Genomic DNA, 19364 nt, shown 5'->3' with positions numbered 1-19364 from the left:
CCGCCCTATTTGCGCAGGAATTTACGCGGCTTGACCATGTTTTCCGGCCGCAGGATATTGTCCAGCTCGTCTTTCGACATCAGCTTCTTCTCCAGCACGAGGTTGTAGATGCCTTTGCCGGTCGCGAGGGCCTCTTTGGCCAGTTCGGTCGAAGTTTCGTAGCCCAGATAGGGGTTCAGGGCGGTGACCAGCCCGATGCTGTGGTAAACCATGTCGCGGCAGCGTTCCTTGTTGGCCGTAATGCCGAGGATGCACTTTTCGCGCAGGGTGTTCATTCCGTTTTCCATCATCACGATCGATTCCAGGATGCTGTACACGATGATCGGTTCCATCACGTTCAACTCCAGCTGTCCCGCTTCGGCGGCCATGGTCACGGTCAGGTCGTTCCCGATCACTTTGTAAGCGATCTGGTTCACTACCTCCGGAATCACCGGATTGACCTTGCCGGGCATGATCGACGAGCCGGGCTGCATCGGCGGCAGGTTGATCTCGTTCAGCCCGGTGCGCGGCCCCGACGAAAGCAGGCGCAGGTCGTTGCAGATTTTCGACAGCTTCACGGCCATCCGTTTCACGGCCGAGGAATAGATGACGAAAGCGCCGGTGTCGTTCGTGGCTTCGATCATGTTGCTGGCCGCCTGCACGGGCAGGCCGGTGATCTCGCGCAGGTATTTGATACAGATCTGGCTGTACTGCGGATCGGCGTTGATTCCGGTCCCGATCGCCGTGGCGCCCATATTGACTTCCAGCAGCAGCCTGGCGTTCTGTTCGAGCCGGTCGATCTCTTCGGCCAGGTTGGCCGCGTAGGCGTCGAACTCCTGGCCGAGGGTCATCGGCACGGCGTCCTGCAACTGGGTGCGGCCCATTTTGATGACGTCGGCGAATTCGATGCCTTTGGCGTTGAATGCCCCGATCAGCTCCTTGAGCGATGCGATCAGGTCGGTCGTCTGGAAGATCAGGGCGATCTTCACGGCGGTCGGGTAGGCATCGTTGGTGGACTGCGAGTGGTTCACGTCGTTGTTCGGGTGGCAATACTGGTACTCTCCGCGTTTATGCCCCAGGATTTCCAGCGCCCGGTTGGCGATCACCTCGTTGGCGTTCATATTGGTGGAGGTGCCGGCACCGCCCTGCACCATGTCCACCACGAACTGCGCGTCGAGTTTGCCCTGCTCCACCTCATGGCATGCCTCGATGATGGCGTCGGCCACTTCGGGCTTGATTTCGCCGAGATCGCGGTTGGCTTTGGCGGCCGCTTCCTTGACCATGGCCAGGGCCTTGATGAAGTAGGGATACATGCAGAGCCTCACGCGGCTGATGTGGAAATTGTCCAGCGCACGCATGGTCTGCACGCCGAAATAGTATTCTTCGGGAATTTCCAGTTCGCCCAGCAGGTCGTGTTCCTTGCGGGTTTTGCCCGACAACGGCATTTTGGTGATGTCCATCTCGTTTTTATATATTTTTAGTTTATCCTATTCGTATCCGGTAACGGGAAAGTTCCCGTTGGCGAGACATTCTCGGAATCTCTATAAACCGGCCTTTTGCAACAGCATCGACATTTGGCTTTGCAGTTGCGCGGCCGCATGCCCGGCGGCTTCGGCGAAGTCGCGCCCGCCGGAGGCGTAAATGATGCCGCGCGAAGAATTGACCAACAATCCGCAGCGTTTGTTCATCCCGTAGCGGGCGACCTCTTCGAGCGATCCGCCCTGCGCCCCGACGCCGGGCACAAGCAGAAAATGGTCGGGTACGATGGCCCGCACGCTGCCTAACTGGGCGGCCTGGGTGGCGCCGACGACGTACATGGTATTGTCTTCCGTACCCCAATCCATCGAGGTTCTCAGCACGCGTTCATAAAGCATCTCGCCGTTTTCGAGCTTCAGGGTTTCGAAGTCGCGGGCCGAGGCGTTGGAGGTCAAGGCGAGCAGTACAGCCCATTTCCCGGCATAGGAGTAGAAGGGTTCGGCGGTGTCGCTGCCCATATAAGGGGAGAGGGTCACGGCGTCGAAGTCCATCTCCTGAAAGAAAACGCGTGCGTACATCTGCGAGGTGTTGCCTATATCGCCGCGTTTGGCGTCGGCGATGATGAATTGCTCGGGATAATGCCCGCGCAGGTATCTCACGGTTTTCACCAGCGCGTTCCACCCTTTCGTCCCGGCAGCTTCGTAAAAGGCGAGGTTGGGCTTGTAACTGACGCAGTAGGGGGCGGTGGCGTCGATTATGGCTTTGTTGAACTCGAAAATGGGATCGTCGCCTGCCAACAGATGCTGGGGCACTTTCTTCAAATCGGTGTCGAGACCTACGCACAAAAAACTGCGCTTGCTCCGTATCTGCTCGAATAACTCCTGCGATGTCATATCTCTCTGCTTTTTAATCGTACGGTTAAAATAATGTTTCCGCGCCAGCGGACGGGCCGCAGCCTCCGGGCAGCGGAGGCCCGTAACTCGCGTCCGCTCGTCGTTCCTCCGCAGGCCGCGGCCTCATACTAGAAACCGTACATTTTAATTAAGCAAAGATAGACAAAAAAGGGCCCTTGAAGGCCCTTTGGAAAAAATAATTTCGGACAGCGCGTCCGTCTTGCCTACGCCAGCAGCAACCGTAACAGCCAACTGCCGATCACGACCGCCAGATCGAACCAAAGCACGATATGCAACGCGCTTTTCCGCCCGATGAACAGCGGCGTAACCGCCAGCGGCAGCAAAGCGGGAAACATCAGGAAACTCTCCCGGAACCTGCCCTGCAACAAAAGCAATACCGAACGCTGGCTGCCGCAGAACGGGCAATCGAAACCCAGATACTGCTTATAGCCGCACGGCATCGACAGCGCCTGTCCGGCCATTTCGTTAAAGAAAGGCCCAGATTCCGCTGCTCAACGCGCCGATGCCGCCCATTATCAGGCCGATCAGGAACATCAGCCCGCCGATCGCCGTACCGATGATCGAGCAGATGAAGCCCGCGTTCAGCATTCCGTAACCCGCATAAGCCGACGGGTTGGCATTGTAGGCCTGTTTCCCCTTGTTACCGAGTACCAACCCGATAATCCCGAAGATGACTCCGACAAAATAGCACGAGGTAATCACGGCCAGAATCCCCAGCACCAGCGTCGCCACCGCGTTGGGTACCGTCGGTTTCTGCTGCGGCGCACCCGGCTGCTGGTATTGATACTGCGGCTGAGCCTGAGGTTGTACGGGTGGTTGATACTGCGGCTGTTCCGGCTGAGGCTGGAACGAAGCCTGCTGTTCCTGCTGCTGAGGCTGATTTTCGTTGAAATTATCCATAAAGAAAACGTTTTTGATGTGAATAAACCGATTTAAAAGTAACAAAAATTCGGGACAAAAGACATTTCGTCCCGAATAATCGTCATTTTTCCCCTCCGGACCGGACGTCAGGCTTCCTCCTGCGCGGCCGCCGCCAACCGTTCGGCATTCTCGGCGAACTGGAGCTTGTCGATGCACTCCTGGATATCCCCGTCCATGAACGCCGGCAGGTTATACATCGTGTAACCGATACGATGGTCCGTCATGCGGCCCTGCGGATAATTGTAAGTACGGATCTTCGCCGAACGGTCGCCCGTCGAAACCATCGTCTTGCGTTTGGACGAGATTTCGTCCAGGTATTTCTGGTATTCGAGGTTATAAATCCGCGTCCGCAGCTCCTCCAGCGCCTTGTCGAAATTCTTGAGCTGCGACTTCTGGTCCTGGCACTGCACCACGATCCCCGTCGGGATATGGGTCAGGCGGATCGCGGAATAGGTCGTATTCACCGACTGTCCGCCGGGGCCGCTGGCGCAGAACGTATCCTTGCGGATATCCTCCATTTTCAGGTCGATGTCGAACTCTTCGGCTTCGGGCAACACGGCCACCGACGCCGCCGAGGTATGCACGCGCCCCTGCGTTTCGGTCTGCGGCACGCGCTGCACGCGGTGTACGCCCGACTCGTATTTCAACGTCCCGTACACATTCTCGCCCGTCACCTTGAGCACCACCTCCTTGTATCCGCCCGAAGTCCCTTCGCTCTCGCTGTTGATTTCGGCTTTCCAGCCTTTGCGTTCGAAAAACTTGAGGTACATGCGCAGCAGATCTCCGGCGAAAATGGCCGCCTCGTCGCCGCCCGCACCGCCGCGGATCTCCACGATCGCATTCTTACTGTCCTGCGGGTCGGCCGGGATCAGCATCAGTTTGATGTCCTCTTCCAGCTGCGCGATTTTCGGTTCCAGCTCCTCGATCTCGCCCCGGGCCATTTCACGCATCTCCTCGTCCTTCTCGTTGGCTAATATATCTTTGGCCTCCTGCAGGTTCGCTATCGCCGTGCGGTACTTATCCGCCGCCTCGACGATCGGTCCCAGTTCCTTATATTCCTTGTTGAGCTGGATATACCGTTTCATGTCGCTCATCACCTCCGGATCGGTGATCTGTTCGGAGATCGATGCGTACTTTTCCCGGATACCCTCCAGTTTGGCCAGTATGGTGTTGTCTGCCATAGATGTAAAGTCCTTCCGTCAATATTTCGGATGCAAAGATACGTTTTTTCCGCCTCATTCGATACGGATACGAAAAAGGCCGCTCCCGCATACAGGAACGGCCCGGATGTACTGTCCGATCTATTGCGGCCAGCGGTAAAGCCGCTGGCCGCTGGCCCGGCGGTTCTGCGGATCGGCAACCCGTCAGGAGCCGCGGCCTAATCCCGCCGTGCCAGACCGATGTAATACAGCAGCGTGGCGATCGCCGACAGGGCGGCCACCAGATAGGTACGCGCGGCCCACATCAGGGCTTCCTTAGCCTGATTCTGCTGCTGCGAAGTCAGGATGTGCTGTCCTTCGAGCCAGGCCAGCGCCCGCCGCGAGGCGTCGTATTCCACCGGCAGGGTCACGACGCTGAACAGGGCCGAAACCGCGATCATCGCGATGCCGATCCAAAAAAGTACCAGCGACTGGGAAACGCCCGCCATGATGATGCCGCCGATGATGAAAAAGATGGCGAACCGGGACGAAAACGACGTTACCGGCACCAGCGCCGAACGCATCTTCAGCGGAGCGTACCCCACGGCGTGCTGTACGGCATGCCCGCATTCGTGGGCGGCCACGGCGGCGGCGGCCACCGAATTGCTGGCGTACACGGCATCGCTGAGGTTCACCGTTTTGTTGGCCGGATTGAAATGGTCGGTCAGCTGGCCGGGGGTATGGGTAACCTTGACGTCGGTGATTCCGTTGTCCCGCAGCATCTTTTCGGCCACGTCCTTGCCTGTCAGCCCTCCGGCGAACGGGACCTGCGCATATTTATTGAATACGCTCTGGAGCCGCGCCTGTACGATAAAGCCGGCGATGCCGATAATGATGATAAGCAGGAATTCGGGTCCCATGGAGCCGAAAAAACTCTGACTGGTCGCTAACAGTGTCATGCTGGATGCTAAACTATTGTTTTTGAATAAAACGAAAGCAGGCCTGTGCTTCGTATCTTCTTTCGCGGATTTTCCGTTCCGGCAACGCGCACGGTCCACGCCCGCGGGACAAATATAATAAAGAGAATGATAAAGTATATACGGCCTTAGGCGGTTTTATCCGTATGACCGACTTTCAACGGCTTTCGACCCGCTCCTACTCCCGGGTAAAAAGCTCCCGGTCGAAATGCCCGGCGGAACCGTTGGTACCGGGCCGCAGGTCTGTAAATTAACCGGCATACATTGTTTTTCAGCTCGCGCCGGACCCTCCGGGTCTTTTGCCCGGATTTGCCCGCCTCATGCCGTCCGACGCCGAGCCGAAACGAAGGAGCGGAAAACTGAATTAAAACCGTACGGTTCTTTGTGAAGAATCCGCGTTAGCGGGCGGGCCGGACGCCTCCCCACGGGAGGCCCGCAACCCTCGCACGCTCGGGGCGGTCTCCCGGACGTCCGACCCGAATGAAAAATAACTGTAGGTTTAATTGTCATATCTTTCGCCGACGGGCGTTTGTTTTTCTTCGTTCTCTCGTGCCGCAGGGGCACCGGTTTCTCCGGACGCCTCATGCCGGCGGGGCACCTTCTTTTTTGGGCGAGCAAAAAAGAAGGCAAAAAACTCGCCGGGAATGCGATTCCCCGTTCCCGACTCCCGTCGGAACGGAAAATCGCACATTCCCGGGTTGGCAGTCTCTACCCACTAAACGAACGGGAAAAGGGAATTTTAAACCGTACAGTTTATTTCAATGTTCTCCCTTAGTCAGCCCGGAGCCACCCCTGACGTAGGCCTGCAACTGCGCGATGCTTGTTGCGGCCCCTCTGGCTCCGACCGATATAATTAATTACACAATTAAACAACCTGATTTATCGGCTTCGCCCCCACCTTATCGGAGCAAAGGAGTGCCCGGAGGCACGACGATTCAGAAGAATCGCATTAAATAAAAATTGTACGGTTTAATTGCCCGCATAGCAGCCAGCCCGACACCCGAACCGGCTTGTAATATCCCCAACCCTTGCAGGCTCTGGGCTTTTCGTTAAGGAAATATCCGGCGACCGTCGGAAGTCCGGATTCAGACAGTCGGCCGCCTCCGAGTTCCCGGCCGAGGAATCGTTGTTTTTCAAGAAAAGGCTTCGGACAAATAAAAACAATTATTATATTTGTAACAAACCTTAAACTCATCAGATATGGCAACAATTCAACGTGGTACATCGTCCGCCCCCATCGTCATGGGCGTGCTTGTCTTCGCGCTGGGCCTTCCGGCCGCTCTGTGCGCGACGGTCTGTGCGACGGCCGTAACCGTCGGAACGCTGGGCGCCGGAGCCGGAGTCGGCGGTTTCATGATATTCATGGCTTTCGCCGCGCCGATACTGGGACTTGTCGGAGGCATCATGGGCAAATCGAACCCGACCGCATCGGGAGCCTGCCTGCTCGTGGCCGCCCTGCTGATGCTGATCGAAACCATCGCGATGTTCAGCGTTCTGGCCCTGATCGCGTTCATCCTGGCCGTGATCGGCGGCATCCTCGCGCTGACGCAGAAAAAAGAGTGCGTAGAGGCGTAGGAAAGCTCCCGAACCTGAACGAACATTCCCTCGCTTTCGCCATCCGCGGCCGATAGCGGGGGTTTTTGTTCGCGATACGGAACAGCACGGCCCGCCCCGGCGCCGACCAATCCATTCGTTATGTACCAGTCCATCCATATCTGCGGAGAAGAGCTGTGGCTCTACAATATTCTGCTGGGTCTCGGTATCCTGGCGGCCCTTTTGTATCTGGTCAAAGAGATCGAAACAAGACGTTATTTCCGCCACGAAGCCGACCTGATGACCGTCCTGACGGTTTCGGTGCTGGCCGGCATCGCCGGAGCGCACGTCGCGGAACAGATCGTACAGCAACGGCCGCTCACATGGGAAAACCTGGTTTACGGCGGCTCCACGTTTCTCGGCGGCCTGCTCGCGGGCGGAACCGTATCCCTGCTCGGCATCCGGATAACGCGCCAACGGCTTTTCCCCGTATTGTGCATGTCGATACCGGCCGTACCGCTGGCCCATGCGTTCGGACGGATCGGCTGTTTTCTGGGAGGATGCTGTTACGGCGCTCCGGCACCGAAATGGATCGGCGTCGTCTATCCGCCGGGCAGCGAGGCTTTCGCCCGTTTCGGCCCACAGCCGCTCTACCCGACGCAACTGTTCGAAGCCGCATTGAATTTCCTGCTTTTCTGGATTTTGTTCCGCCGTACGCCGTTCCGTTACCGCCCGTCGGTCTATTTAGTCGGATACGGCGCCGGCAGATTCCTGCTCGAATTCCTGCGGGCGGACTCGCGCGGCGATCTGCTGCCGGGTCTTTCGTTTTCGCAATGGATCGGCCTGGCGATGATGCTTTCGGGATATGCCGTATGGAGAAACGTCCGCCTCGGACGGCTCCGGGCCGGAGAGTAGCGGACCGGAAGAATCGGCTACCGGATTTTGAGGGTCATCAGCGTAATGGCGGCCAGCAGCAACTGGACGATCCAGAATCGGGTGACGATCTTGACTTCGAAATAGCCTTTTTTCTGGTAATGGTGATGCAGCGGCGACATCAGGAACACCCGCCGTCCTTCGCCGTACTTATGTTTGGTATATTTGAACCAGACGACCTGTATGATTACCGAGGCGCTCTCCACGACGAAGATGCCGCACAGGATGGGCAGCAGCAATTCTTTGCGGATCAGCAGCGCGAACGTGGCGATAATGCCTCCGATGGCCAGCGACCCGGTATCGCCCATGAACACCTGGGCCGGATAGGAGTTGTACCACAGGAAACCGAGCAACGCCCCGACGAATGCCCCGGCGAAAACGAGCAGTTCCCCCGAGCCGGGAATATTCATAATGCTCAGGTAATCGGCATAAATCACGTTGCCGGACAGATAAGCCAATATCCCCAGCACCACGCCTATGGCGGCCGACACGCCCGCCGCCAGACCGTCCAGACCGTCCGTCAGGTTGGCCCCGTTCGAGACGGCGGTGATGATGCAGACGGCGACCAGCACGTAAAACAGCCATCCCAGCGTATCGCCGAACTGGCCTTCGACGGGAATCAGATCCCGGTAATCGAGTTCGCTGTTCTTGAAAAACGGGACGGTAGTGGCGGTGGATTTTTCGGCGGGGGTCAGGTAAATGACTTTACGCTGGTTCCCCAGATCCATAGCCTCCACGCGTTCGGCATCGGCGGTACGCGAGGTGGAAGGTTCGCGCGAAACGATCTGCGGGCTGGCCCACATGGTAGTGCCGACTACCAGGCCCAGCATGACCTGTCCCAGAATCTTGAACCGTCCGTTCAGCCCCTCTTTTTTCTTCCGGAATACTTTGATGTAGTCGTCGAGGAATCCCAGCAGCCCTAACCAGACGGTCGTGGCGAGCATCAGCTGCACGTAGATGTTGGTCAGGTCGGCGAACAACAGCACGGGGACGAGTATGGCCGCCAGGATGATCAGGCCGCCCATGGTGGGGGTTCCCTTTTTCTGGAGCTGCCCCTCGAGGCCGAGATTGCGAATCTCCTCGCCGATCTGACGGCGCTGGAGCAGCCGGATGATGCTCTTGCCGAAGACCATCCCGATCAGCAGCGAGAAGACGATGGCCATGGCCGAACGGAAAGATATGTAATTGAACATCCCTGCTCCGGGCAGGTCTATGGCGCGGTCGAGATACTCGGCGATATGGTAAATCATGGTCTGTTTCTGGCAATTCCGTCCGCAAAGATAATCAATCGCCCACGCTTTTCGCAACATCCGGCGGAACGCCTCATTTTCCCGGCAGGCCTGACGGTCCGCACCTCCCCTCGTTCCGTGCGTACACTGTTCCATGCCGACCGCACATGCCTTTTTACGGGTCGGTACCCTGCGGAAACGCGACGAGCCGGGCGAATTACCGGCCTGTGCCCGCAGAAGGCAACGCCCGCCCATACAAAACGCAGGATTTACAATCGGCTCTACGAGACCGGATTTGCGGGATCATACCATGACCGCCCGGCAGGTATGCCGGGCGGTACGGTGGAACAAGTCCGCGGAAAGAAGGGCCGGCCACTCAGGCGAAAGCCGCCGTAACCTCCTCGCGGTCGTCGAAATGGTGCCGCACTCCCGCGATCTCCTGATACGGTTCATGCCCTTTCCCCGCCACCAGAATGATGTCTCCGGGACGCGCCAACGCCGCCGCCGTGCGAATCGCCTCCCGACGGTCGGAAATCGTCAGCGTTCTGGCCATCTGTCCCGTATCGAGCCCGGCCCGCATTTCGTCCAGAATCGCCTGAGGATCCTCGAAGCGGGGATTGTCCGACGTCAGAATCACCCGCGACGAACCGTCGGCCGCCACACGCGCCATCACCGGCCGTTTGGCCGTATCCCGGTTGCCGCCGCAGCCCACCACCGTAATCAACTGAGCCTCTTTTTTACGCAGTTCGTTGATCGTGTCGATCACATTCTGCAGCGCGTCCGGCGTATGGGCGTAATCCACGATCGCCAGCCGTCCGTCTGCCGCCCGTACCTGTTCGAAACGTCCGCTCACGGGCCGCAGCGTACTCATGATCCTCAACACTTCGGCCGAATCCTGACCCAATTCCATCGCCGCTCCGTAAATCGCCGTCAGGTTATAGGCGTTGAACCGCCCGATGAACTGCACCCAAACCTGCTGCCGGTTCATTTCGATCTCCATGCCGTCCAGGTGCTCCTCCACGATCCGGCCGTGATAATCCGCCACGTTCCGCAGCGAATAGGCCGCCTTGCGGCATACGTTGGCATTCTGGAGCATCACTTCGCCGTTGCGGTCGTCGATATTGGTCAGCGCGAACGCCTCTTTCGGCAGGCCGGTGAAAAACAGCTGTTTCGCTTTGATATATTCCGCAAAAGTCTTGTGATAATCGAGATGGTCGTGCGTAATGTTGGTAAAGATGCCCCCGGCGAATTTCAGCCCTTTGATACGTTCCTGCACGATACTGTGCGAACTGACCTCCATAAAGCAGTAATCGCACCCGGCTTCGATCATCTCCGCCATCAGCCGGTTGAGCGTCAGCGGGTCGGGCGTCGTGTGGGTCGATTCGATCCGCTCGTCGCCGACGCGGTATACCACTGTCGAAATCAATCCGCAGGCGTGTCCCAACGCGGTGAAAAGGTCGTAAAGCAACGTGGCGACCGTCGTTTTTCCGTTCGTCCCCGTCACTCCCACCAGGCGAAGTTTTTCGCTCGGATGCCCGTAATAGGCCGAGGCGAGCAATGCCAGCGCCTCGGCGCTGTCTTTCACCAGCACGTAGCTGACATCCGGTTCCAGATCGCCCGCCGGCAGCGTTTCGCAAACAATAGCTGCGGCTCCCTGCGCCACGGCATCCGGAATATAGTCGTGTCCGTCCACTTTCGTACCCCGCACGGCCACGAACAGATCGCCTTTCCCGACTTTGCGCGAATTGAACTGGATGCACCGTATACCCGGCCGCTGAGGCCCGGTGATCCTGGCATCGGGCAGCTCGTCGAAAATATGTATCATATCATTACAAAGTAAATTTCGTTTCACTTCGGCGGGTCGCTCTCCGTCGCACTTCCGCCGTCCGGAGCCGGTATCGACACTCGAAATCGTACCGTGCCTGTGCCGATTCCGCCAAACGTATGCCGGTCCGTACGGTTCGAAATAACTCTCCGCGCCAGCGGGCGGGCCGAACATTTCCTTACGAGCCGCCCGGGACCGGGAGAGCAAGGGCAGCTACGGTCCGATTCGTGTGCCGACGGAGCCAAAAAGTAATTCCGAACTGGCCGCTGCGCGGACAAATAACCGTAGTTTTAACCGTATGTCTTTCGCTGACAGGTGTTTATTTTTCTTTGTCCGCTCATGCCACGGGGCACCGGTTTCTCCGGACGCCTTATGCCGGCGAGACATCTCCTTTTTCGAGCGACCAAAAAAGGAGACAAAAAACCCGCCGGGAATGCGATTCCCCGCTTCCGACTTCCGTCGGAACGGAAAAGCACACATGCCCGGGTTATCAGCCTTTATCATACTTCGGGTACAAAGTAAGACGCTGGAAAAAGGAGTTTTTAAACCTACGGTTAATCATAATGTTCTCCCTTAGTCAGGCCGGAGCCACCCCCGGCGTAGGCCTGCAACGGCGCGGTGCTTGTTGCGGCCCCACTGGCTCCGGCCGACAATTATAGAAATTAACCGTAGGTTTTTTATTGATGCGATTCGACAGAATCGCCGGCTTTTGCGCCCAAGCGGCTACGCCGCTTCGGGGGGTGGGCGCAAAGCCGAATAGGTAAAACAGTTTAATCCTACGGTTATTTTTCATTCGGGTCGGACGTCCGGGAGACCGCCCCGAGCGTGCGAGGGTTGCGGGCCTCCCGTGGGGAGGCGTCCGGCCCGCCCGCTAACGCGGAAACTTAGTTTTAACGTACGATTTTATGTAAAGTTCTCCCGATATCAGCCCGGAGCCACCCCGGCGAACCGACACTGCCAGCGAGAGCCATCGGGCTCGCACGAATGGCCGAGCGGCGAGAAGGACAACGAGCGAAGCGAAGCTAACGGCTGCAACACTCGCGAAACTCGGTCTTGCCCTCGCTGGCTCCGGACGATGAAATCCATATCCACGGGTAATTGTACGGTTTTTAGTTCGTGTGATTCATCAGAATCGCCGGCTTTCGCGGTGCCTCCGGGTACTTCGACCGGGAGCTTGTTCCGATGGGGTGGGCGCAAAGCTGATATTTATGGTATTAAACCGTACGATTTTATTCATTTCGGGCAGACACCCGGGAGACCGCACCGAGTTTGCGAGGGTCCGTATCGCCCCAAAGGAGCCGCCTGAGCGGAGGACCGGTCGGGGAGATCATTACACGGCTTTGAATAAAGTCGTACATAGTCACCTTACTAATTATGCCCTAAGGTAATCAAAATTTCGGCACCCTGTTCGAACGGCGTTCCCGTTTCGATCGATTGGGCGACGACAGTTCCCATACCGGTGAATTTCGGTTTGAGTCCGACGCTTTCAGCCGTCTCCAGCGCCTCGCTCAACGTCAATCCTTTCAATTCCGGCACACCCGCCGTCACCGGCATGAGCGTCGGCGTAACGACCCGTCCGCCGCTGTCGATCGCCACCGTTCCCTCCTGCGGAATACGCGGCGCGCCGGCTATGCCCAGATCTTTCAGCAACCCCTCCAACGGCGCGGCCGGTCCCGGCAACGCTTTCAGCGTCGGGTCGAAAACCTGCGCCTTCGTGACCACGCGGTTATTCACATTATAATGCATGGCATAAACCCGGTCGGCCACCGTCTTGAACAGCGGCCCGGCCAACGACCCTCCGTAATACGGATTCCTGGAACCCGCCGGATGGTAAGTCTTCAGCGCCACGATAATCGAATATTTCGGTTTGTCGGCCGGCAGGTAACCCACCATCGAACCAAGGTAATGCCGCCCGCCCGCGCTGTTGGTATAGCCGTGCCTGCCGATAGCCACCTGCGCCGTGCCGGTCTTGGCCGCGATCCGGTACCGGGGATTCCGGAGCATCCGGCCCGTACCGTTCATCACCACCCCTTCGAGCGAACGCTGCACCCCGCGCAGCGTAGCCTGCGAACAGATCGCCCGGTTCAGCGTATCGGTCGGGAAACTGCGCACGGTCCGGTCGTGCTGCCTCAACTCCCGCACGAATACCGGTTTGACCATCACGCCGCCGTTGGCCACCGCATTATAGAGCGTCAGCGTATGGATCGGAGCCAGCCGCACCGCATAACCGTAAGACATCATCGTGAGCGTGGTGCCGTCCCAACCGTTCTTCATGGCCGGGTGCTTGACCAGCGGCCGGGCTTCTCCCGCCAGCTGCAATTCCAACGGTTTGTGGATCCCCAGCCTGTTGATCGCATTGACGAACCGCGCCGGCTGGCTGCCGTAGGCCCGGTTCACCGCTTTAGCCATCCCGATATTGGACGACTTCTCGAACACCTGTTGCAAAGTCAGCCGTCCGAAACCTCCGGCATGGGAATCCACGACTTTCACAGGCCCGATCTGCACCTTCCCCTCCTCCGTATCGACAGAGGCGGAGAGCGACATGTGCGCATCGTCCAGCAAAGCGATCAGACCGGCCAGTTTGAACGTGGAACCGGGTTCCATACTCATCCCGATCGCATAGTTGTAATCCTCGACCAGCGTGCCGTCCGCCCGCCGCGTGACGTTCGAAAGCGCCTTGATATCGCCCGTGGCCACCTCCATCACGACCGCACACCCCCAGTCGGCCTCGGCTTCGACGATCCACTCCTGCAAAGCGCTCTGCACCATGTCCTGCATCTCGATATTGAGGGTGGTCACCACATCGTAACCGTCCACCGGATCTATGTTCTGGTCGCTGGCTATCGGCGTCCAGAAACTTCCCGAAATCTTCTGCTTCAGCGTCCGTCCGGGTTGTCCGCGCAGGTATTCGTCGAAACCGCCCTCGATCCCCAGCCTGACCCCCGACTGGTTCACGAAACCGATCGTGCGCCGGGCCAGAGAGCCGTGCGGATGGACACGCCGGTTGTTTTCGACGGCGAGAAACCCGCCCCGGTTCGGCCCCAGACGAAACAAGGGAAATTTTCGGAGTTGCTGCAACTCCAGGAAATTGACCTTGCGGCGCGTAATCAGATGGTAGCGTTTCTTTTCGGCATGCGCCGCGACCAACTCGGCTTTGTATTCGGCGGCATTCTTATCTTTGAAAAAATGGGCCAGGCACAGGCTCAGCGAATCGACGTTCAGGGCGAACAGTTCCGGCGTCAGCCCTCCCGCGGCCATGTCCATGCGCAGCTCGTAATAAGGAATCGAGGTGGCGAGCAGCCGCCCGTCGTCGGAATAGATATCGCCCCGCGCCCCATCGATGATTTCCGTGCGGTAGCTGTACTTGTCCGAAAGGTCGCGCAGGGTCTCCCCTTCGGTCCCGGCCTGCAACCAGACCACGCGTCCGATCACGGCCAGCCCCAACAGCAGGAACAGGACGTACAATACCTTGACCCGCCGCAGGATCGCCTCCTTGATGGGGCTTCGCTGCGGCTGGCCGGGCATGCCGGAAGGCGGTATGGAAGGCGGGGTCGGGTTCATGCGGAAAAATCAGTCTTCGATGACGTGGGACGGAGCGCCGTCCTGTACGAGCGGAATGCCGCGTTCCCGAAGCAACCGCTCTATTTCGCTCTGGCGGGTCAGGGTCATCCGCACGGCGGAAGAGGTAACGGCCTCGGTCTTGAGCTGTTTGAGTTCGTCCGCGATGCGGTCGAGTTCGCTGTGTTTATGCTGAAGATGGAACCCGTTGGCGATATAGAGCAACATCAGGAAGACGCCGTAAACGATAACCGGCAGCCGCCGCGTGAATTCGTCCTGCGACAATACGCCGCCCGTAAAAAACTGGCCGATGCGGATGCCTTTTTTCCTGCGCGGGACCTGCCCGTCCGCCGAAGGTACGGATTCCGCCGGATCGGGCGATTCTTCGGGACTGGGCGGCGCATCGGGTTCGCGCCAGTCGGGCGGCGCGGCATCCTCGTCGGATACAGCCGCCGGCACCGCGGGCGGTTCCGGTTCCCATCCGGCCTCCTGCCCGGCGATTTTATGTCGTTTGCGGAACAGCATGCGGTTCTTGTCCGGTAGTTTCTGCAAAATTACCTCTTTTTCGGTTTATCGGGAGAGCCGAAACCTGCTAAAAAAGCACAGGAATCGCCATCCGCCCGGGGTCATGCCCGGCAAAAGCCGACCGCCGCCCCGCGAAACGTTCAGAAAAAGCGTTTCCCCTGCCATGTGTCCCGCTCTTCGAGCCGCCGTTCCAGCAGCTGGAGCAACCGTTCGTTGCGCACCAGCCCCCACGGCGACGGGGTCAGGTGGTAGCGCGGCGGCGCCTCGCCCGCGAAACGTTCGATGACCAGTTCCGGCCGCAACCGTTCCAGCAGGCTGATGAACAGATCGATATACGCATCGAGCGGCCAGAAGCGGTAATCCTCCGGATGTTCCGCATAATCGCGGGCCATCGGCGTACCTTTGAAAATCTGCAACTGGTGGAATTTGACCGTATCCAGCGGCAGGGCATTGATCGCTCCGGCCTGTTCCACCAGCATCCCGTCCGTTTCGCCCGGCAAACCCAGGATGAAATGCGCCCCGCAGTGCAGCCCCCTCGCCCGGGTCATCTCCACGGCCCGTACCGCCGTCGCGAAATCGTGCCCGCGGTTCACGCGCCGGAGCGTTTCGTCGTACACCGACTCGATCCCGTACTCGATCATCACATAACGGCCCTGTGCGGCCAGCTCCGCGAAATAATCGAGTTTGGCCTCGTCCACGCAGTCGGGCCGCGTGCCGACCACGATCCCCGCGATATCCGGATGGCCGAACGCCCGCCCGTATATCGCGCGCAGTTCGGACAAAGGTTTGTACGTATTGGAGTAGCTTTGGAAATAGGCCAGGTATTTCTGAGCCTTCCGATAGCGGTTGCGGTGGAACAGGATGCCCTCTTCGATCTGCCGGGCCACGGAGTAACCCTTGTGGCTGTACGAAGGGCTGAAAGCGTCGTTGTTGCAAAACGTGCAGCCGCCCGACGAAACCGAGCCGTCGCGGTTGGGGCAGGTGAATCCCGCGTCGATCGCGACTTTCTGCACCCGTCCGCCGAACAACCGGCGGAAATAGGCGGAATAACTGTTGAAGCGGCGGCAATCGCCCCACGGGTATGTCTGCTGAATTTCGGGCATAAATCGGAATAACGCGGAATGAAAGCCCCCGTTCGCTCGGAGCCTGCTCGAAGATGCCGCCGGAACCATTCCGGCAACCGCTTTAAGCCGGCTCTTGCTATTTTTACTGCAACGAAATTGCGATGTCGATTTTCGGAATCGAATCGTTCGGCTGCGGCGGTTTCGGCTGCGTCCTGATGACCGGCGGCGGGCTGTTCCGGTACGGGTCGTATTTCGGTTTCATCGTGGACTTGATATTGTCCTCCGTGAAACCCGTCCAGGCTTTGTTCCCGTTCAGGTAACGGCGTTCGGCCTCCTGCCGGGTCATGCCCAGCCGCGGAGTCTCGCCGACCGGCTTGCCCTCCCGGGCGGCCTGCAACTGTTCCTGCAACGACCGGTTCAGGTTGGCGTCCACGATGTCGGAATTGAAGCCCATAAACGGAATATCGGTGGACTGTCCCGCCCCGGTACGGCCGAACGAAAAGACCACCGTCCGCTTTTTGGCCGATTTGGAGGCGCGTATCTGGCTCATGTCGAACGGCGGAACGGCATTCATGCCGTCCAGCACGGCGTTGCGGAGCCACGTTTCGGTACGCCGGGCGGCCGAACCTTCGAACATCCCGGTCCAGCCGTCCATGTCGTTTTCGATCTCCAGTTCGCGCAAAGCCCCGTCGGGGGCGATCACGAACGTACACCGGATGGCGTAACCGATATCGTCCACCGTTCTGCCGTCCGGAATGGTCAGCACGAAATGCTGGGCCACGTGGAGCAATATGGCGTTATACTCCTTATCGGCCTTGAGCACGGGCCTGGCTCGTATGCGCTGCGCCGCTTCCGTCGGGAGCGGCCACAAGAGCGTGGCGAACAGACAGGCTATCCATATCCGGGTTTTCATATTCGTGCGGTTGCTTTGCTCCGTATTTATCATACGGCAGCGGAAATTTTCAGGCAAATATATACGACTTTAGCCCGTTTATCGGCGTGCCCGACGATCGTCTTTCGACCCGCGCCCGCCCCGGCCTGCGTAAGCACCGCATAGCCGATTCGGGAGATCATCGCCCGACTCTGGATAAACGGTATACTTATGTTCTTTATTACGCGGGACACGGTTTCCGCCGGGGCCGCGCGGAATGCGCCCCCTCAGGCCTCCTCATTCCACGTAGAGTACCAATCCTTTCAGATACTCCCCCTCCGGGTGATAAATATTCACCGGATGGTCGGCCGGCTGGGTCAGCTGGTGCAAAATCCGTACCCGGCGACCGGCGACGGCGGCCGCGCTGAAGAGCGCCGTGCGGAACTGTTCGCGCGAGACCGCCTGCGAACAACTGAACGTGAACAGGATGCCGCCCGCGGGCATCCGGGAAAGCGCCGCCGCATTGAGTCGTTTGTAGCCCTGCAAGGCGTTTCCCAGCACTTTGTGGTGTTTGGCGAACGCCGGAGGGTCGAGGATCACCAGGTCGTAAGCGTCCTGCGGCATGTTCCGCACGAACTCCAGGGCATCCGAAACGATCTCGCGGTGTCTGAAATCCGCCGCCGAAGCGGGCAGGTTCAGTTCCATATTGTCTGCGGCCAATGCCACCGCCCGCGCCGAACTGTCCACCGAATCCACCGCCGCGGCCCCGCCCCGCATGGCATAGACCGAGAACCCGCCGGTATAGCAGAACGTGTTCAGCACCCGCCGTCCGCGTGCGTACCGGGCCACCAGGGCGCGGTTCTCGCGCTGGTCGATGAAGAAACCGGTCTTCTGGCCGTCTTCCCAGTTGGCACGGAAGCGGTTGCCGCCCTCCAGCACGGCATCTTCCGCCGGCACTGCGGCGTCCGAACGCCACAGGTAGCCGTCCACGGCCCCGATGCCGCTCTTGGGCGGGACGGTGCCCGCGCTTTTGTCATAGACGGCAGTCAGCCGGTCGCCGTACACTTTCCTCAACGCCGCCGCAATCTCGTCCCGCACGAGGTACATCCCCACGGAATGGGCCTGCGTCACGGCCATGGAACCGTAAATATCGACCACCAGCCCCGGCAGGCCGTCGCCTTCGCCGTGTACCAACCGGTAGCAGGTGGTCTGCGCGGAGGCGGTCAGCCCCAGCGCTTCGCGCACGCGGTAAGCCTCGGCGATGCGCCGCTCCCAAAACGCGCTGTCGATCGGCTCCCCCTCGTCGAACGTAAGCACCCGCACGGCGATCGAACCGATACCGCAGTGCCCCCGCGCAATGAAATCGCCCGAAGCGGTACGGACTTCGACGACGTCGCCCTCTTCGGGAGTGCCGTCGGTACTGTGGATCGCACCTGAAAATATCCAGGGATGGCGGCGGAGCAGGGACTCTTCCTTACCGCGCCGCAGGGTCAGTGTTACCATGTGGTTTTTCGGGAATGGGATTCGGGGCGGTTTCTGCGACGCCCCCTGAGGCAGCCGGCTCGCGGCGGCGATACCGTCGCGGCACGCCGCGACGTCCTCCGCGTCGGGACTGCGTTTTACGTTTCGAAGGGATCTCGCCCTCGGGTTGCTGCCGGAGCAATGTCTTTTCGGCCTCGTCCATCAGGGCCGCATTGTCGGCCCTCAGGCGAAGGTATATCTCGCGGCAGACCCAGGCGTCCATGGCCGCGTAATCCTGTTGGGGTTCGGTCAGCCTCACGGCTTCCCAGTTAGTGAGCCGCTGGGCCTTGGAAACTTTGATACCGAGCACGATGGCGGCCATTTTCTTGACGCTCAGCTCCTCGATTCCCCAGCGCCGCACCACGGCCTGCAAGTCGATGAAGCCGGCCGGCCGGAATTCGGCCACTTTGTGCATGCCCCGGATGTCGTCGCGTATCGCGGCGCCGACTTTGATCACGTCGGGAGACGAAAGCACGGCCCGCACGGTTTCGGAAAGCGGCATCAGCTTGACCCGGAACAGCAGGGCGGTATCGGCAGTCGATATCTGGACGAGCGCCATGCCGTATTTCGTCCCTTTCTGGAACGAAGGCCTCGTCTCGGTATCGTACCCCACGAGCGTGGCGCCTTCCAGCACCGCTTCGGCCTCGCGCATGGTCTGCTCGCTGTCCACGACGAGCACGCGCCCGGGAAAATGTCCCACGGGCATCTCGTTGATTTCGTCGTTGGTGATGGTCGCCTGATACATACGCGGCAAAGGTACGATTATTTTTCGGCACCCCTATACGGCTTTATGCAACCGGGGACTATGATTACGGAAACGTTCGGCGCGTTATCCGGCAAAGGGATATGCCTCGATTCCACCCTGCATCCGTTTTTCGGCCCGCACTATCCTCGGCGAT

16 protein-coding genes are annotated in these 19364 nt (G+C 59.2%); 2 read left to right on the top strand and 14 right to left on the bottom strand.

All coding sequences use genetic code 11. The features are described 5' to 3' along the window. Positions 1-5: 5 nt before the first annotated feature. From aspA to RIKMI_RS0108230, 6 genes are all read right to left on the bottom strand, one after another. Positions 6-1439, bottom strand: a complete 1434-nt coding sequence (gene aspA, locus RIKMI_RS0108255; protein ID WP_027291226.1) for an aspartate ammonia-lyase — start codon at positions 1437-1439, stop codon at positions 6-8. Positions 1440-1520: 81 nt separating this feature from the next. Further along, positions 1521-2348, bottom strand: a complete 828-nt coding sequence (pyrF, locus tag RIKMI_RS0108250; RefSeq protein WP_027291225.1) for an orotidine-5'-phosphate decarboxylase — start codon at positions 2346-2348, stop codon at positions 1521-1523. A 224-nt stretch (positions 2349-2572) separates the two neighbouring features. Further along, the gene (locus RIKMI_RS13495; protein ID WP_037291731.1) at positions 2573-2830 is read right to left on the bottom strand and encodes a DUF2752 domain-containing protein; all 258 of its coding nucleotides are present in this window, start codon (positions 2828-2830) and stop codon (positions 2573-2575) included. A 4-nt stretch (positions 2831-2834) separates the two neighbouring features. After that, the gene (locus RIKMI_RS14875; RefSeq protein WP_115356445.1) at positions 2835-3269 is read right to left on the bottom strand and encodes a hypothetical protein; all 435 of its coding nucleotides are present in this window, start codon (positions 3267-3269) and stop codon (positions 2835-2837) included. Positions 3270-3376: 107 nt separating this feature from the next. Continuing rightward, positions 3377-4471 (bottom strand): peptide chain release factor 1, encoded by a 1095-nt coding sequence (prfA, locus tag RIKMI_RS0108235; RefSeq protein WP_027291223.1) that lies wholly within the window; start codon positions 4469-4471, stop codon positions 3377-3379. Positions 4472-4668: 197 nt separating this feature from the next. Then, positions 4669-5388: a zinc metallopeptidase gene (locus RIKMI_RS0108230; protein ID WP_245584952.1), complete on the bottom strand. Its 720-nt coding sequence runs from the start codon at positions 5386-5388 to the stop codon at positions 4669-4671. Between the two features lie 1218 nt (positions 5389-6606). Here RIKMI_RS0108230 and RIKMI_RS0108225 point away from each other — a divergent pair. After that, a complete protein-coding gene (locus RIKMI_RS0108225) occupies positions 6607-6981 on the top strand; it encodes a hypothetical protein (RefSeq protein WP_156877459.1) in 375 nt (124 codons plus the stop codon). A gap of 120 nt (positions 6982-7101) precedes the next feature. Beyond that, the gene (locus tag RIKMI_RS14345) at positions 7102-7854 is read left to right on the top strand and encodes a prolipoprotein diacylglyceryl transferase (protein ID WP_051214435.1); all 753 of its coding nucleotides are present in this window, start codon (positions 7102-7104) and stop codon (positions 7852-7854) included. 17 nt (positions 7855-7871) lie between these two features. On the opposite strand, the gene mraY is transcribed toward RIKMI_RS14345, so the two are convergent. The 8 genes from mraY to RIKMI_RS13475 form a co-directional block, all read right to left on the bottom strand. Then, positions 7872-9122 carry a phospho-N-acetylmuramoyl-pentapeptide-transferase gene (mraY, locus tag RIKMI_RS0108215; RefSeq protein ID WP_027291220.1) on the bottom strand — a complete coding sequence of 417 codons (1251 nt, stop codon included), beginning with the start codon at positions 9120-9122 and terminating at the stop codon, positions 7872-7874. Positions 9123-9477: 355 nt separating this feature from the next. Next, on the bottom strand, positions 9478-10926 hold the full coding sequence (locus RIKMI_RS0108210) for a UDP-N-acetylmuramoyl-L-alanyl-D-glutamate--2,6-diaminopimelate ligase (protein ID WP_027291219.1): 1449 nt from the start codon (positions 10924-10926) through the stop codon (positions 9478-9480). Between the two features lie 1368 nt (positions 10927-12294). Then, positions 12295-14487: a penicillin-binding protein gene (locus RIKMI_RS13485; RefSeq protein ID WP_084135232.1), complete on the bottom strand. Its 2193-nt coding sequence runs from the start codon at positions 14485-14487 to the stop codon at positions 12295-12297. A 9-nt stretch (positions 14488-14496) separates the two neighbouring features. Continuing rightward, positions 14497-15036, bottom strand: coding sequence for an FtsL-like putative cell division protein (locus RIKMI_RS14340; protein ID WP_051214434.1), 540 nt, complete (start codon positions 15034-15036; stop codon positions 14497-14499). 113 nt (positions 15037-15149) lie between these two features. Continuing rightward, positions 15150-16112 carry a tRNA modification radical SAM protein MnmL/YtqA gene (mnmL, locus tag RIKMI_RS0108195; protein ID WP_027291218.1) on the bottom strand — a complete coding sequence of 321 codons (963 nt, stop codon included), beginning with the start codon at positions 16110-16112 and terminating at the stop codon, positions 15150-15152. Between the two features lie 103 nt (positions 16113-16215). Continuing rightward, the gene (locus RIKMI_RS0108190; RefSeq protein WP_147288493.1) at positions 16216-16986 is read right to left on the bottom strand and encodes a hypothetical protein; all 771 of its coding nucleotides are present in this window, start codon (positions 16984-16986) and stop codon (positions 16216-16218) included. Between the two features lie 255 nt (positions 16987-17241). After that, on the bottom strand, positions 17242-18447 hold the full coding sequence (locus tag RIKMI_RS0108180; RefSeq protein ID WP_027291216.1) for a class I SAM-dependent rRNA methyltransferase: 1206 nt from the start codon (positions 18445-18447) through the stop codon (positions 17242-17244). Then, positions 18419-19210 (bottom strand): 3'-5' exonuclease, encoded by a 792-nt coding sequence (locus RIKMI_RS13475; RefSeq protein ID WP_245584951.1) that lies wholly within the window; start codon positions 19208-19210, stop codon positions 18419-18421. The genes RIKMI_RS0108180 and RIKMI_RS13475 overlap by 29 nt, the downstream gene beginning before the upstream one ends. Positions 19211-19364: the final 154 nt, after the last annotated feature.

The sequence above is a fragment of the Rikenella microfusus DSM 15922 genome, assembly GCF_000427365.1.
Classification (GTDB): domain Bacteria; phylum Bacteroidota; class Bacteroidia; order Bacteroidales; family Rikenellaceae; genus Rikenella; species Rikenella microfusus.
Note: the sequence above shows the minus strand (reverse complement) of the source record. Positions and strands in the feature narration are given on the sequence as shown.